Below are 15,193 nucleotides of genomic sequence, written 5' to 3' on the forward strand. Positions count from 1 at the left end.
CTGTCTTAAAAGCAATTAGCTTTTTGCTACGCTCATTTACAAAACCTTTTTGTTGTATCTTCTTAATGGAAGATGTGCTCAAAAAAAGGATTTATATCATTAGATTACCGTTCACAAACACCTCATTTTTGTGTTTAATCCACGAATTCAGTTAGATATCGATCACTAACACCTCATTTGTGTAAGAATACACGAAATTTACATTAGATACTCGATCGCTGACACCTCATTTGTGTTTATCACACGAAAAATACTTGTTTCTGGTGAACTTGGTTACATCCTTATCCCTTCACTAAATAGTGTTTACGCGAGTTTAAAAATTATACAATTTTTTTGTAAATCATTTGCCCTCTACTAGAGAGGGAGTCACCTATTCCTTAACAATGAATGTTAAACAGGCTAGTATTATTCGTTTTGTCGAAAAAAAGCATATAGTTTACTTTGGTTTTCCCTTCCACAAATGATAAAATATACACTAGACGAAGAGGAGGAGCCAATCGTGGAAGCATTATTACATATTAACAATCTATACGGCGGATACACGCATAAAAATGTACTTCATGGAATATCTTTTGACGTGCATTCAGGTGAAATAGTTGGATTAATCGGGTTAAATGGAGCAGGGAAAAGTACGACTATTAAGCATGTCATTGGTTTGATGCAGGCAAAAAAGGGGACAGTCTCTGTTAATGGCAAGACGTTTAAAGAAAATGCGGAAAGTTATCGTAACCAAATGGCCTATATCCCTGAGATGCCAATACTTTATGATGAATTAACGCTTTATGAGCATCTTCGCTTAACGGCAATGGCTTATGATATACCAGAAGAAGTTTTTGAAAAGAGATTACAGCCATTACTTAAAGAATTTAGAATGGAGAAAAAGCTAAATTGGTTCCCGGTTCACTTTTCTAAAGGTATGAGACAGAAAGTAATGATTATGTGTGCTTTCTTAATAGAACCACCATTGTACATTGTAGATGAACCGTTTGTTGGATTAGATCCCTTAGGTATTCAGTCATATTTACAACTTATGGAGGAAATGAAGAATAATGGTTCTGGTGTTCTAATGTCTACACATATATTGGCAACTGCTGAACGATATTGTGATCGCTTTGTAATATTACACGATGGTGAAATTAGGGCAATGGGTACGCTTGAAGAATTACGTGAAAGCTTTAATATGCCAGGTGCAACATTAGATGATTTATATGTTCAATTAACAAAGGAAGAAGATAGCCATGTTTGATTCACATGCTTTCTTTAAAAATCGATTTGCTGCTCATGTAAAAGAGACAAGCCGTTATCTACGCTACATTTTTAATGGACATATTGCTGTAGCTCTGCTTTTTTTCATTTCTGCGCTTGCGTTTTATTATCAAAAGTGGCTCCTAGAAATACCAGAAAATTTCCCTGCTGCAATAATTATTGGTACAGTATTCGGTATGATTGCTAGCTATAGTCCTGTACGCACATTACTTAAAGAGCCTGATCTTGTATTTTTAATTGCTGCAGAACATAAAATGGGTCCTTATTTTCGGAATACCTTGCTTTATAGCTTTATCATTCAACTCTATCTTGTTTTATTAGCTGCTGCAGCATTGGGACCACTGTATAGTACTATCTATGATAGGCGATCAGGTCAAGTCTATATGATTACCATTGCTGTTCTACTCCTATTTAAAGCAGGAAATTTAATTGCAAATTGGTGGATGCTTAAGGTTCGAGAACCTGGCGTACGTCGAACAGATATTACAGTTAGAACAGTGCTAAATGTAGCGGTATTTTACTTCTTAATCGATGGTAATATGCTGTTAGCGGGTATAAGCACTGTCTTATTTACAGCATTATTCCTCTATATTTATCAAACTTGCCGTAAGCAGCCAGGAATTGTTTGGGATTTACTCGTAGAAAAAGACCAGAATAGAATGCAAGCATTTTATCGTCTTGCTAATATGTTTGCTGATGTACCTCATTTAAAGAGTCGTGTACGCAAGCGACAATGGCTTGTAAAGTTGGTAAGCAGCTTGCCATTTATGCAGAAATACACGTATGATTATCTATATCGAGTTACCTTTATTAGAAGCGGCGATTATTTAGGTATGTTTGTAAGGCTAATTGTAATAGGCGGACTGTTTATATATTTTATTCCATCATTCTGGTTAAAAGTAGTTTTTGCTATTTTGTTTTTATACTTAAGCAGTTTTCAGATGATGGCACTTTATCAGCATCATAGAACGGTGATGTGGATAGACCTTTATCCAGTTTCTAAGGCTGTGCGTCAAGCGTCATTAATGAAACTGTTATTTCAGTTAACTGGTATACAAACCGTTATATTTTCCATTGTATTTATCGCTTTAGGTCAATACTTAGGAATGGTAATCGTCCTTATCAGTGGAAGCTTGTTTAATTTTCTATTTATTCTTGGGTATGTAAAGAAAAAATTAATATAAAGAAAAAGAATCTTGGACGAAAGTAAATAAGAACCAATAAAAAACAAACTATAATTAGTTATTAGTTAAAACTAATTATAGTTTGTTTTCTGATTGATGTTTTTTAAACCACAGGCTCTGCCTGTGTGAGAATTAAACTTGTAGAGTTGTAACAGAAAAATCTCCTTTCGATATAATAGAGTTGGCCGTCAAACCGACTCTATATATAGAAAGGAGATCTACTCATGTCGAGTGACAATAGTTTATCACACACCCGATGGAATTGTAAGTATCACATAGTCTTTATACCCAAGTACAGAAGGAAAGAAATTTATGGCAAGTTCAGAAGAGACATCGGGGTGATCTTAAGACGTTTATGTGAGATGAAAGATGTAGAAATTATTGAGGCTCATGCCATGACTGACCACATCCATATGCTGGTTAAAATACCACCAAAAATGTCAGTGTCTTACTTTATGGGCTACTTAAAAGGTAAAAGCTCTTTAATGATCCATGATAGACATGCCAACTTAAAATACAATCATGGAAACCGCACATTTTGGGCTAAAGGTTACTATGTCAGTACAGTAGGGCTCAATCAAAAAACTGTGGCAAAATACATTCGTGAACAAGAATCGGAGGATAGACTACGAGACAACATGAGTAAACGTGAATACGTCGATCCATTTAAAAATAGGTAGGAAGATAAACGGTTGACGGTCAATTCAGAAGCCCCTTTAGGGGTCTCGTTGGTAAAGTGCCCTTATAGGGCGAAACTAAAACCGCCCGTTTTACGGGCGGATAGTTATTAAAATAAATGCGAGATTCCTTGGAAAAGAGGCGCGCTTTTCTACGTGCGATGAATCACTACCGAAACCTTCCGTATCCAGCGAGAGGGCTCTGCCGGTGGAAAACGATTATATTTTAGGTTGCGGCATCGTTCCAAGCTCTTTGAGAGATAAAATCCTTAATTGTAATTATTCCTGTTCCTGATAAGCAAAGTAGGCTTGAATGAGTGTTTTTGCAGCAATCGGCATGGATCTCTCATCAATATCAAATTTAGGATGATGGTGTGGATAAGGATCTGCATGCTTTTGCGCACCGGTAAAGAAAAAGGCTCCAGGCTTTTCCATGAGGTAATAAGCGAAATCCTCTCCTGCCATAGACGGATTAATTTCCTCTGCTTTATAAATATCCTCAATATCTTTCTTGGCAATTCGCAGAACTAATTCAGCTTCTTTTGCATGATTAATAAGCGGAGGATAGCCTTTCACATAGTTAAAGGAGTAGGTTGCTTCACTGCTTATACATACTCCGTTTATAATGCATTTCATATCCTCAATAATCTTGTCTTGGAGTTCGGGATTAATATAGCGTACAGTGCCAACAATCTTTGCTTTGTCTGCAATGACATTAAAGGCCTCACCAGCCTCAAATACGCCTACAGTTACAACTGCCGTATCTAATGGATCTACACGTCTACTTACTATTTGTTGAAGCTGAGTAATTAAATGAGAGCCGATCACAATCGCATCCTTTGTTTCATGTGGGTAAGCCCCGTGACCACCTTTTCCTTGAATAATAATCTCGAATCGATCCGTTCCTGCCATAAATGCTTGTTTGGAAGTCTGCAGAACACCAACAGGTGTTGTTGCCCATAAATGGGTGCCGAATACCGCATCGACGTGATCTATGGCTCCTGATTCAATAATTGGCTTAGCTCCACCTGGTGCATATTCCTCTGCATGCTGATGTAAAAATACAATGGTTCCTGGAAGTTGATCTTGATATTCTTTCATAACCTTTGCCAGTATTAGTAAGGTAGCGGTATGGCCGTCATGCCCACAAGCGTGCATGACACCATCAACTTTGGATTTGTAGGGAACATCCTTTTCATCTTGAATAGGGAGTGCATCAAAATCAGCACGTAACGCGATCGTTTTGCCTGCCTTTTTCCCCTTCAGGGTTGCGATTACACCGTTTCCCCCTACGTTTGTGTCACAAGGAATACCTAGCTCGTTATAATAATTAGCAATAAATGCAGCGGTTTTTGTTTCTTGAAAAGAAACCTCTGGATACTGATGCAAATGTCTACGTATATGAACCATTTCTGAATAGAGCTGATCAATGGACTGATGGACTTTTTCTAACAAGCAAAAGACCTCCTCGATGTTTTTTCACTTATTATAACATTGAAAAATATTTATTAGGCATGTATACATGAAAATTGAGGATAATTTCATGTATGGACGGATATATGTAAATACATATAGAGAAAAACCCCTACCTCCATTTCATTTGAGGTAGGGGTTAATCGCTAATAAATTTTGTTCCGAAAGCAAACTGTTTATTTATGATGCTAATCGAGGGTCAGCTAATAGACGCTCAATTTCCTCTTTATGTTGTGTTTCGTCAGTAATTAGATCCTCAAGCTTAACAACTAGCTCCGTATAACCTAAATTCTCCGCTTGCTTTTTACGTTTTTCATATCGTTCAATGGTAGCAGCCTCTGATTGAAGTGTGGCTTCTAATAAATCCTTTACTTCCGTAGGCTGAGGAATATCTGCAGCTTTTGTTGTCGGATTACCTCCAAGTGATTTTATTTTCTCAGACAAATATAAAGCATGACCTAATTCATCATTGATTTCTGCTTCAAAGAAAGGCTTGAGGGCTGAGCGGTATAATCCGTATACAACGGAAGCACTATAAGTATACTGTATGACAGCTGCATATTCATGCGATAAGTCTTCATTTAGTCCATCGATTAATAATTGTAGTTCTTTTTCCATTTATTACTCACCCTTTATAAAATTTGTTTGTTCTATAGATACATTTCCCTATCTGGTTTTTTTAAAACCTATTTTCATGTATTATAAATAGAAATAGGAGGGATAAGCATGCAGTATAGCCGTAAATATATCCTTCTACTTTTAATGATAGCTCTGTGTATTAACGGTTGGTGGATATATCAAATCATGAATCATAAACTTCCTTATCTAGACCAATGGACAAGGGATCCTGTCATCGGATTAGAAGAAGATTCCATACTTTATGAGGTTTTCCGTTTTCTTACAGATTTAGGCTCTTGGCCATTCACTATTCCATTCGTGATTATTATGGCAGTTGTATTTTGGTTCCTCTATCAGGATTGGTTACCAGCTGTAATACTTAGTGGTGGCACACTCTTAACGCATTACATAAACGTTGCGATCAAACATCTTGTTGATAGAGAAAGACCTAGCATATTAGTTGCCGCAAATGCAGAAGGTCATAGTTTCCCTTCAGGCCATGCCATGATACCGATGGTTTGTTATGGTTTATGCGCTTATTTTCTATCTCAACGATTACAATCGTCCAAGAGGCGGTTTATCATTGAATTTTTCTTTGCTATGCTCATATTTTTAATAGGAATAAGCCGTTATATTATTAATGTCCATTATTTAACAGATGTGCTCGCTGGGTTTCTTATTGGTTTTCTTTGTTTACTAGTGAGTATTAATCTCTACCAGTGGTTACAAAAGAAACGCTGTTATCCGTCTCGAGGCTGAATTAAAAGCATCCTTTGGAAGGTTTCTCTCGTTTATAAATATAAGTAAGTTAAGAATAGTTCGAATTTGACGAGGGGGAGTTTTTTCAATGGATGCTACAGTACAACAAAATCAACAAGAAGGTTTACCGATATTTAAAAATCGTAATTTTATATTATTATTTATTGGATCATTGTTTTCTGCACCAGGATATTATGTCTATTTAATTGGTGCAGAATGGCTTATGCTCTCATTAGATGACAATCGATTTTATTTTGGGATGTTATTCTTCGCAGCCTCTGTACCACGGTTATTATTATTGACAGTTGGAGGAATAGTAGCAGATCGCTTTAATAAGCGTACGATTTTATTTATTTCTGATTTTACAAGGGCAATTTTAATTTTCGTTTTACTATTATTTTTATTTATGGATGCGGTCACCGTATGGCACTTAATTGTGCTTGCTGCATTATTTGGCATTTCCGATGCTTTTAGTTACCCAGTTATTAATTCACTAACGCCAATGATCTTGGAAAAAGAGCAGTTACAGCGAGGTAATTCTCTTATTCAAATGACGACACAGATTAGCCCGATTTTAGGACCTGCACTAGGCGGAACATTAATAGCGTTACTTGGGTTTAAAGGCGTTTTTTCTGTAGCATTTGTCATGTTACTTATCGCTTCTTTGACTGTATTATTTATGCGATTGAAGCAAGCGGACGCGACAGGGGAGAAGAAGACACCGTTGGAGGATTTAAAGGAAGGCTTCTCCTACGCTAGAAAAAATGAACTGATTATGTCCATTGTTTTTACTGCATTCTTCTTGAACTTCTTTTTTACAGGGCCATTTTCAATAGGGATGCCTATCATTGTAAAGGACATTTTTGCTGGTAATGCAATTAGCTTGGCCACTGTACAAACAGCAATGGGGATAGGTGCATTGATTGGTGCTATTTTCCTAGCATCGATAAAGCTAAAAAAGCAGGGATTAACTGTCATTATTAGTTTAATCGTATTAGGAGTTATCTATACTTCTATCGGTATGTCATCCTATCTTTACCTAACTGCTGGCTTAGTTGCTAGCCTGGCATTCCTTTTACAATTAGTAAACATACCAATCATGACGATTTTACAAAAGTCGACGGAGAAACGAATGCTTGGCAGAATGATGAGTCTATTAATGACTGTATCAACAGGACTTGTTCCAATCTCTTATGTTATTACATCATTATTAATTGCTGTCGGCGTGTCGATACAGACAATTATTATCGTCAGTGGAATCGTCGTTATGTTCATTGCCATATATAATTTAAAGAACAAGAAACTACGAACATTAATCTCTTCATAAAAGGGTGAACAGAATGAAAAATATGGTGCGCTATTTTATTGCGATTACTTTCATTGCAATAGGCGTCATGCTCGTATTAGCTAATATTGGAGTAATTCATTTCAATTTTTCTTTGGCTTGGTCATATATTTATCCAATATTTTTCATCGTAATTGGATTAAAGTGGTTATTTGATTTTTTAAAAAAAATTGGGGGGAGCTGGATCTTTGGCTCCTTTTTTATCCTATTCGGAACGTTACTTCTATTGGATCGATTCGAAATCATTTCCTTTACATTTGGGGATATATTTAAGTTATGGCCATTATTAATTATTTATATTGGCTTTATGCTTGTAGGTAGAAAAAAAATGAAGGTTGAATATAAAGGAGATCATGGGGATCATACCTCTATGTTTTCGTTTGGTAGTCATGAATTTATTAATCAGAATTGGAAAGTAGAGCCAATGAAGCTAAGTAACTGGGCTGGTGATTTCTACTTTGACTTTTCCAAGGCATTTATTCCAGATAAAGAAATACCGATAACCATTCATTCACTCGCAGGTGATGTAACAATTCTAATGCCTGAAAGTGTTGAGTTCAAGGTGTACGCTTCTGTGAAGGCAGGGGAAGTAAATGTTATTGGTCAAACGGCAGAGGGGATTAATCGTTCCTTAACCTATGAAACAAAAGCTTATGATACATCCCTTCGAAAAATTGACTTTAATATCAAATTAAAAGCTGGATCGATTCGAATAGATTATGTGTAGGAGGTTAACCACATGAATCAGCGGTTTGCTAGTATTCGTTACAGTTATATTCGTTCACATATATATGGATTGTTTCTAACATGTGTAACGATTTTATCTATATTACTCTCTATCTATGTATTATTTCATCCAAATTGGTTATCTGCTGCAAGTATATTTTTATTTATCTCGTTATATATTGGATTAGCACTAATTATTTCGGTATATGCAGGGTTTAAGTCTGGTGGAGATGTTAAGGATCGTTTTGACTATCTTTCTGTACAAATCACCCAATTTGCTAATGGTAATTATACGACAAAAGTTTATTTTAACGAAGGAGACGAGATTACGCGTATTGGTAATGAAATGAATGAGCTCGGTGAAAAATTACAAAATCAAGTACGTTCCTTACAACGAATGGCGGATGAAAAGTCTGAATTTGCTAAATCAGCACATAAAGCAGCTGTTATAGAGGAAAGGCAGCGAATTGCTAGAGATTTGCATGACGCAGTCAGTCAACAGCTATTTGCGTTAACGATGTTATCGGAAGCGGCGATTAAGCAATTTGACAAACACCCAGAAAAAGCAAAAACACAAATGATTGAAGTGTCTAAAGCCGCACTTCAATCACAGGCAGAAATGCGTGCATTGTTATTGCACTTACGTCCCGTATACCTTTCTGGAGAGTCATTGTCAGATGGTATTTCTAAATTAATAAATGAATTACAACAGAAAAGCAATATTGAATTCCATATTAGTATTCCTAATCAGTTATCGGTTTCTTCAACAATTGAAGAACAAGTTTTCCGAATAGTTCAAGAATCATTATCAAATATCTTGCGTCATGCAAATGCAACCGAAGTACGTATTGATATTGCGAAACGATCCAATGAGTTATTTATGCATGTTCGTGATAACGGAAAAGGCTTTGATGTATTACATGAAAGAAAAACATCCTATGGATTAAAAACAATGAAAGAGCGTAGTGAAGAGCTAGGAGGGACATTCTCTGTTCGTTCTAATTTACAAGAAGGAACTTACATTGATATTCGAATTCCGTGTTAAAGGGGGAATGAGGCGATGATACGAGTGGTTGTTGTAGACGATCATGAAATCGTGAGGAAGGGATTAACTGCATATTTGCAAACAGACGATGCTATAGATGTAGTAGGGGAAGCTTCAAGTGGTAATGAAGGAGTAGAACTTATTCGTGAAACCAAGCCAGATGTCGTGTTAATGGACTTAATTATGGAGGATGGAACTGGTATTGATGCCACACAGAAAATCATGGCTACGAATCCTCCATGTAGGATCATTATCTTGACAAGTTACTATGATGATGAGCAGGTATTTCCAGCACTAGAAGCAGGTGCTTTTAGCTATCTATTAAAGACATCTTCAGCTACTGAGATTACGGACGCAATTAAAAAGGCTGCTGCAGGTGAAACAGTGATTGAGCCGAAAGTAGCTGGAAAAATGATGTCGAGCTTTCGTTCTGTTGAAAAAAAACGGCATGATGAATTAACAGAACGTGAATTAGAGGTGTTATTATGTATTGGCAATGGAATGACCAATCAAGAAATTAGTGAGAAATTATTTATTGGTATTAAAACGGTAAAGACACATGTGAGTAATATTTTATCTAAACTAGAGGTCCATGATCGTACACAAGCTGCTGTGTATGTTCATCGTAATCATTTGTCAGGTAATTAACTAGCAAATTTCATAAAATTGTCACAGAATAGGAGTGATTTTAAGCTAGCCTTTTGTCATTCACCCCCTAGATTTGTATAATACATATGTAGTAAACTAATAGGATAGTATTCGATAGTGCGATAAGACTGACTTTATAGTTCCTTGACTGCATATTATCCACTGTTGTGCTTTTAAAGGGTGCTTACTTATAAAGAACAGTATTTTGGTGTCGATCCTATCAAAAAAGAAAGGACTTCTTCGATGGGGAAAATTTCTAAAAGAGCAGAGAATTTATTATTACTTATTTGGGCTCAGGCTTTTATTGCACTGCTAGGAAGCTTATTTTTTTCAGAAGTTATGAACTATGAACCGTGTGAGCTTTGCTGGTTTCAGCGCATATTAATGTATCCATTAGTCATTATCTATGGTGTTGCAGCAGTAAAGAAAGACCTTTCCATTGCTTTGCCCGGATTAATTATGAGTGGAATTGGAATGTTTGTTTCAACCTACCACTATTTGGTGCAAAAGTTACCAGCATTGCAGGATACAGGAGGAGCTTGTGGTCTTGTTCCGTGTAACCTTACTTATGTAAACTACTTTGGTTTTGTATCCATACCGTTTTTAGCAGGTACTGCATTCATCATTATTTTTGTGTTACACCTTATTTTATGGAAAGAGCAAAAGGAGATGAAATAAGTGAAGAAAAAAATGCTAGTATTTATTGGCGTTATCGTACTATTATTTGCCGGTCTATATTTTGTTATTGATTATAAAAATAATAAAACGGTTGAGTCAAATGAAAATCCTTATGGTGACAAGGAGCTTCATCAAGGGACAATTGATCAGTTAGATGATCCAAATTACGGGAATCAAATTCTACCAGATGACTTAAGTCAAAAGGTGGAGAGTGGCGATCCAGTTACTGTCTATTTTTATGATCCATTATGTGTACATTGTCAGAATACAACGCCTTATCTTGTGCCATTGGCTGAAGATAATAACGTGGATATGAAAAAAATGAATCTTCGTGAATTTAATGATCAGTGGAGTGCGTATGGAATAGAATCAACTCCAACCTTAATTCATTTCGAAGGTGGTAAAGAAGTAGCTCGTATTGTAGGAGATAAAGGGGAAGAAAATTTTCAATCGTTTTTTGATCAATATGTAAAAAACTAGTAAGTCATGTATTTTTTTCATAATCATGGTTTAACAGTTATAAAAAATTAGTAAACGAGAGGGGCTGGGACAAAACCCAGTAAAATAAAAAGTGGTACTCGCCAATAATTTGGTAAGTACCACTTTTTTTGAGATTTATGTACGCAAAAGGGATACCTTCTGGTAAAGTTAAAGTAATCACACCCAAACAGAACCGGAGGTATCCCTTATGTTTAAACATTATACCATGAATCAAGTCGTTTTGCCTTTAGATTTTGAAATGAAATTACAAGAAAATGATATCGCCTATGCGGTTAACCATATTGTAGAACATATCCCAGAAGAATCATTTGTGGGATTTTTGCGCGAAACAGGTTGTCCTGCATACCATCCTCGAATGATGATGAAGATTATCTTATGTGCCTATACCCAAACTGTTTTTTCTGGCAGAAAAATAGAAGGCTTACTTAAAGATAGTGTACGGATGATGTGGCTAGCACAGGGTTATGAGCCGAGCTATCGTACCATCAATCGATTCCGTGTTCATCCCGAAGTAAAAGAGTTACTACGCCAATGTTTTGTCCTATTTCGCTGTCAACTTGTTGAAGAGAAGGCAATTGAAGAAGAGGCCATTTTTATTGACGGCACGAAATTAGAAGCGAATGCCAATAAGTTCACTTTTGTATGGAAAAAATCCATTGAAAAATACAGCTCCGATTTAGTAGAGAAGTCGAATCAAATGTATGAGGAGCTACTGGAAAAAGAAATTATCCCCGAAATAGAAAGAGAAAGTTCTGATGAAATTTCAACGGAAGAACTCAATGAAGTAGTAAAAAAACTAGATGAAAAAGTGAAGAAATACGATCAAGAAATCGAGGAAAGTGAAAAAGCAAAAGATCGCAAACAACTCCGTTCTATGCGAAAAGAACCCAAGCAATACCGTAAACAATTCCAAGACTATGTAATTCGTAAACAGAAATATCAAAATGATATGGAGATCTTTGGCAACCGCAATAGTTATTCTAAGACGGATCATGATGCCACTTTTATGAGAATGAAAGATGACTATATGAAAAATGGCCAACTTAAGGCGGGTTATAATGTACAAATTGCGACCGAAGGCCAGTACACATTAGCTTATGATGTATTTCCAAATCCTACGGATACTCGCACGTTTATTCCTTTCCTCAAGAATATTGAAGAAAGGTACTTCAAGTTACCCAAGTATATTGTCGCTGACGCCGGTTATGGTAGTGAACAAAATTATAGTGAGGTATTACATCGAAATAGAACTCCACTCATTACGTATAATTCCTATCGGATGGAAAAGAAAAAGAAATATAAAGAAAATCCTTTTTATGTGTCAAACTGGGACTATGATTCAGACAGCGACTTCTTTACTTGCCCAAACGGAAAGAAGGTACCTTTTCAATATCTATCGAATCGAACAGATAAAGCCGGATTTAAACGAACCTTTCGTGTCTATGAATGTGAAGATTGTTCGGGATGTCCATTACGCGTTCATTGTACCAAAGCAAAAGGAAATCGTAAGATTTTCTATAATGCCCATTGGGAACAGCAAAAAGCATATATAAGAGAGCAGCTTTCAAAAGAAGAAACGGGAGAAATCTATGGAAAACGTAAAATAGATGTAGAACCTGTCTTCGGATTTTTGAAGGCTAATTTGCGTTTCACTCGTATGTCAGTGAGAGGCAAATCGAAAGTGGAAAATGAATTAGGATTCGCCTTTATGGCGGTGAATTTAAGAAAGTACACCGCCTTCAGGCAAAATACAAGCCTAAATTATAACAAAAAAGATTCCAGCTATCATTTTTTGATAACTGGAATCTTTTTTAACTTCATAAGGGCTAGTTATGTCCCAGCCCCTTTCTTATAAGTTAAGAAAGTATAAAATCAGTGCAATGACTGGTTAAGCCAAGTAGTTATTTTGAAATGTTTGATGTATATTGGGCAATGCTCCGACTAATTACTTCGCTTTCCACGGGCACGGCCTCAACTAACTTTGCAAAGAAGAACACGTTGCAAAGTGGATTTTCGGCTCGCGCTAATCCCGCAGGAGTCTACGTAATTAGTCTCCGCTATGAGAAAGTGCAACAATTCTTGTCATAAGAAATAGGTTGACTTTTTTTACAATGGGTAAAGTGAAAATCGCTATCCGTGAGTATAAAAACAGCTGTGTTACTTCATGCTAGCGTTGTAGAGCCTGATAATAGCGAAGGCCGGTCGCTTCAACTCCTGTGGGAAATGTTTGACCTGAAGATCCACTTTTTTGAGCGGGTTTTGCTAAAAAAGTTAGCTGAAGGACAAACCCCACGGAAAGGGAAGTGGGCAAGCCGGAGTGGTGGTCAAGCAAGCAGTAGCTATTATTCCATAATAGCTACTAGAGGAAGCGTAAATCTGAGCATTTAGTGATAAGGACTGAGCGAATTTTGCTCCGTTTTTCTTATGGTTTAGAAAGAGGCTGTATTCCACATATAGCTGGCAGTAATCCCCCACTTCAAGTAATAAGGAGAAATCTCAATATAGGTAAGTGGGGGCGGCTGCCAGTAAATGTTCGATTGGTTTAAAGGCTTTTAGGTCACCCTTGTGGTACATAGAATATGTGCTATAAACTTTAGAGAAAGGTCCGTATCGACAAAAGCAGTGTATATTCGCTGCGGATTCAGAAACGACTATTCTTGAAAATTACTGTATAAAGTGAAACTTCCATCATTAGGTGTTTTGTTTATCCCCAATAATGGTTGTGAATATCAAAGGTATCTAAGCAAAGACAACATAGAGGAAGTTCCATTAATTACGGATTATAACGAGGGAATCTACAAGTGTTCATATGGGCATAGAATATGTCCAACCTACTATGGGAAAGGCAATCGTGTAAAAATCCCCGGAATTCGTGACCTCACGAGGATGCTGAATAACTGTCCATAGAAAGGTATTTTATTCCAACTGTGTTGAAAATGCATCTTCTGAGACCTCCCCAGTTTAGTATATCCTTATTCGTCACTTAACATATGATACGTAGTAAGGAATGGTCTATCTGCGAAATAAGCCGGTGGTTTTGTTGATTGTCCTTTATGGGATTGCTTAAACTGATCCGAGTTTTTCCAGTTTTCAAAATCTTGTACTGACTTCCATTGTGTGAATACAACGTACGTATTCCCTTTTTTGGGCTTTAACAACCGGAATGCTTGAAAGCCAGGCATCATGTCTACTTCGTGTTTACGTTTTTTAAAACGATCCTCGAATACTGGCTGCCCCTCTTCCGTTACTGGAATATTATTCATAACGACATATCCCTCTTCCTGTAAATTTCCTTTGTGGATTAGAATGTCGTATTCTCTTCCTGATGCAAATATGCTTTTCTTTTCATCTTCATAATAGGCAAGTGATCCTGAATTTGAACTCATGATCCAAAGTTGTTTATCCGTATGTTTTTCTTCAAGCTTCTTTAGAAAATCTGCAGTTCCATTAGTCATAAAAGCTTTCATTATATTTCCCCTTTCTTGAATGCTCTTATAGTCATCATACCCTATACAGATACTAGTTAGTCAATATCTTTTCTTATTAAATCTTACACGTGGAAAATAAATATTTGTCAATTTAGAAAATATGCTATGCTATACACTAGGAAAGGTGGAAGCACTATGAAACTTTCTAAAAACGTGTTAATTACGGTCACCATTCTTTTGGTTTTATCTATATGTCTTATTTTTTGTTGCTCATGGAACACCATGGGGGATGGCCAATGCCAAAGCTAGTTTTAGGGATTATTTAGAAGCTAAATACGATAGCAACTTCCTTATTAAAGAACTTTCTTTTGATGTGATGCATGGAGCGTATCATGCTACTGCATATGAGGTCAGTGAACCTGAATTATTGTTTTATGTTGGTGAGAATATCGCCGACAAAAAAATTAGTGATGCATATGATATTGAGAAAATAACTCAAGCAGCACAAGCTGATGTAACTGCCATCATCGACATGCATCTTTCCAAAGCTAAGATTTCTGTTGAACTAATATCACTACAAGCTAAAGAGCTTGAGATAAATGTTTGGACAGAATATAAAGTAGAAGAATCAGTGAAGGAGAAAATTTTAGAAGAAATTATAAATAATGGTTATCTAACAAATCAGTTAATCTTTAATCGTGATTAAAACAAACTCTGCTTTGCTATAGGGGTTGTTTTTTGTTTGCATTCACATAAATCTTTCTTTAGAATCTATTTGAAATAATTATTAATTAATATGAAGTATAAAACTTTAAGATTGTAGATTTGTGTCGTATAATGTAGGT

The 15,193-nt window shown here is 36.3% G+C and carries 16 protein-coding genes; 13 read left to right on the top strand and 3 right to left on the bottom strand.

The genetic code is table 11. The features are described 5' to 3' along the window. Positions 1-499: 499 nt before the first annotated feature. The 3 genes from D9782_RS11940 to tnpA all read left to right on the top strand — a co-directional run bounded on the left by D9782_RS11940 (position 500) and on the right by tnpA (position 3,130). Positions 500-1,246, top strand: coding sequence for an ABC transporter ATP-binding protein (locus tag D9782_RS11940; RefSeq protein ID WP_121604860.1), 747 nt, complete (start codon positions 500-502; stop codon positions 1,244-1,246). Further along, positions 1,239-2,450 carry an ABC transporter permease gene (locus tag D9782_RS11945; RefSeq protein WP_121604861.1) on the top strand — a complete coding sequence of 404 codons (1,212 nt, stop codon included), beginning with the start codon at positions 1,239-1,241 and terminating at the stop codon, positions 2,448-2,450. The genes D9782_RS11940 and D9782_RS11945 overlap by 8 nt, the downstream gene beginning before the upstream one ends. Before the next feature lie 224 nt (positions 2,451-2,674). After that, the gene (gene tnpA / locus D9782_RS11950; protein WP_121604857.1) at positions 2,675-3,130 is read left to right on the top strand and encodes an IS200/IS605 family transposase; all 456 of its coding nucleotides are present in this window, start codon (positions 2,675-2,677) and stop codon (positions 3,128-3,130) included. 276 nt (positions 3,131-3,406) lie between these two features. Here the strand turns inward: tnpA and D9782_RS11955 are convergent, their stop codons facing one another. Next, positions 3,407-4,582 carry an amidohydrolase gene (locus tag D9782_RS11955; RefSeq protein ID WP_121604862.1) on the bottom strand — a complete coding sequence of 392 codons (1,176 nt, stop codon included), beginning with the start codon at positions 4,580-4,582 and terminating at the stop codon, positions 3,407-3,409. Between the two features lie 198 nt (positions 4,583-4,780). Continuing rightward, on the bottom strand, positions 4,781-5,218 hold the full coding sequence (locus tag D9782_RS11960) for a ferritin-like domain-containing protein (RefSeq protein ID WP_026680593.1): 438 nt from the start codon (positions 5,216-5,218) through the stop codon (positions 4,781-4,783). A gap of 186 nt (positions 5,219-5,404) precedes the next feature. Between D9782_RS11960 and D9782_RS11965 the strand changes: the two genes are divergently transcribed. The 9 genes from D9782_RS11965 (at position 5,405) to D9782_RS12005 (ending at position 13,308) form a co-directional block, all read left to right on the top strand. Then, positions 5,405-5,977: a phosphatase PAP2 family protein gene (locus D9782_RS11965; RefSeq protein WP_240455730.1), complete on the top strand. Its 573-nt coding sequence runs from the start codon at positions 5,405-5,407 to the stop codon at positions 5,975-5,977. Between the two features lie 88 nt (positions 5,978-6,065). After that, positions 6,066-7,304: an MFS transporter gene (locus D9782_RS11970; RefSeq protein WP_026680595.1), complete on the top strand. Its 1,239-nt coding sequence runs from the start codon at positions 6,066-6,068 to the stop codon at positions 7,302-7,304. A gap of 13 nt (positions 7,305-7,317) precedes the next feature. Further along, positions 7,318-8,049: a cell wall-active antibiotics response protein LiaF gene (liaF, locus tag D9782_RS11975; RefSeq protein WP_026680596.1), complete on the top strand. Its 732-nt coding sequence runs from the start codon at positions 7,318-7,320 to the stop codon at positions 8,047-8,049. Between the two features lie 12 nt (positions 8,050-8,061). Further along, on the top strand, positions 8,062-9,093 hold the full coding sequence (locus tag D9782_RS11980; RefSeq protein WP_026680597.1) for a sensor histidine kinase: 1,032 nt from the start codon (positions 8,062-8,064) through the stop codon (positions 9,091-9,093). Between the two features lie 15 nt (positions 9,094-9,108). Continuing rightward, complete coding sequence (locus D9782_RS11985; protein ID WP_026680598.1) at positions 9,109-9,741, top strand: response regulator; 633 nt, start codon at positions 9,109-9,111, stop codon at positions 9,739-9,741. Positions 9,742-9,984: 243 nt separating this feature from the next. After that, complete coding sequence (locus tag D9782_RS11990; protein WP_026680599.1) at positions 9,985-10,419, top strand: disulfide oxidoreductase; 435 nt, start codon at positions 9,985-9,987, stop codon at positions 10,417-10,419. After that, positions 10,420-10,899, top strand: a complete 480-nt coding sequence (locus D9782_RS11995) for a thioredoxin family protein (protein ID WP_026680600.1) — start codon at positions 10,420-10,422, stop codon at positions 10,897-10,899. 208 nt (positions 10,900-11,107) lie between these two features. Beyond that, positions 11,108-12,775 carry an IS1182 family transposase gene (locus D9782_RS12000; protein WP_121604863.1) on the top strand — a complete coding sequence of 556 codons (1,668 nt, stop codon included), beginning with the start codon at positions 11,108-11,110 and terminating at the stop codon, positions 12,773-12,775. Between the two features lie 281 nt (positions 12,776-13,056). Then, positions 13,057-13,308 (top strand): hypothetical protein, encoded by a 252-nt coding sequence (locus tag D9782_RS12005; protein WP_121604864.1) that lies wholly within the window; start codon positions 13,057-13,059, stop codon positions 13,306-13,308. Between the two features lie 584 nt (positions 13,309-13,892). On the opposite strand, the gene D9782_RS12010 is transcribed toward D9782_RS12005, so the two are convergent. Next, positions 13,893-14,387 carry an antibiotic biosynthesis monooxygenase family protein gene (locus D9782_RS12010; RefSeq protein ID WP_026680601.1) on the bottom strand — a complete coding sequence of 165 codons (495 nt, stop codon included), beginning with the start codon at positions 14,385-14,387 and terminating at the stop codon, positions 13,893-13,895. A 250-nt stretch (positions 14,388-14,637) separates the two neighbouring features. Between D9782_RS12010 and D9782_RS12015 the strand changes: the two genes are divergently transcribed. Beyond that, a complete protein-coding gene (locus tag D9782_RS12015; RefSeq protein ID WP_026680602.1) occupies positions 14,638-15,054 on the top strand; it encodes a hypothetical protein in 417 nt (138 codons plus the stop codon). Positions 15,055-15,193 lie beyond the last annotated feature (139 nt).

This window comes from Virgibacillus sp. Bac332, assembly GCF_003667785.1.
Taxonomy (GTDB): Bacteria; Bacillota; Bacilli; order Bacillales; family Amphibacillaceae; genus Virgibacillus; species Virgibacillus salarius.

What these genes read in the sequence shown, in the direction of transcription:
- D9782_RS11980 (WP_026680597.1), top strand. Translation starts at nt 8,062, where the DNA reads ATGAATCAGCGGTTTGCTAGTATTCGTTACAGTTATATTCGTTCACAT.
- tnpA (WP_121604857.1), top strand. Translation starts at nt 2,675, where the DNA reads ATGTCGAGTGACAATAGTTTATCACACACCCGATGGAATTGTAAGTAT.
- D9782_RS12015 (WP_026680602.1), top strand. Translation starts at nt 14,638, where the DNA reads ATGGCCAATGCCAAAGCTAGTTTTAGGGATTATTTAGAAGCTAAATAC.
- D9782_RS11945 (WP_121604861.1), top strand. Translation starts at nt 1,239, where the DNA reads ATGTTTGATTCACATGCTTTCTTTAAAAATCGATTTGCTGCTCATGTA.
- D9782_RS12010 (WP_026680601.1), bottom strand. Translation starts at nt 14,387, where the DNA reads ATGAAAGCTTTTATGACTAATGGAACTGCAGATTTTCTAAAGAAGCTT.
- D9782_RS11970 (WP_026680595.1), top strand. Translation starts at nt 6,066, where the DNA reads ATGGATGCTACAGTACAACAAAATCAACAAGAAGGTTTACCGATATTT.
- D9782_RS11985 (WP_026680598.1), top strand. Translation starts at nt 9,109, where the DNA reads ATGATACGAGTGGTTGTTGTAGACGATCATGAAATCGTGAGGAAGGGA.
- D9782_RS12000 (WP_121604863.1), top strand. Translation starts at nt 11,108, where the DNA reads ATGTTTAAACATTATACCATGAATCAAGTCGTTTTGCCTTTAGATTTT.
- D9782_RS11965 (WP_240455730.1), top strand. Translation starts at nt 5,405, where the DNA reads ATGAATCATAAACTTCCTTATCTAGACCAATGGACAAGGGATCCTGTC.
- liaF (WP_026680596.1), top strand. Translation starts at nt 7,318, where the DNA reads ATGAAAAATATGGTGCGCTATTTTATTGCGATTACTTTCATTGCAATA.
- D9782_RS11990 (WP_026680599.1), top strand. Translation starts at nt 9,985, where the DNA reads ATGGGGAAAATTTCTAAAAGAGCAGAGAATTTATTATTACTTATTTGG.
- D9782_RS11960 (WP_026680593.1), bottom strand. Translation starts at nt 5,218, where the DNA reads ATGGAAAAAGAACTACAATTATTAATCGATGGACTAAATGAAGACTTA.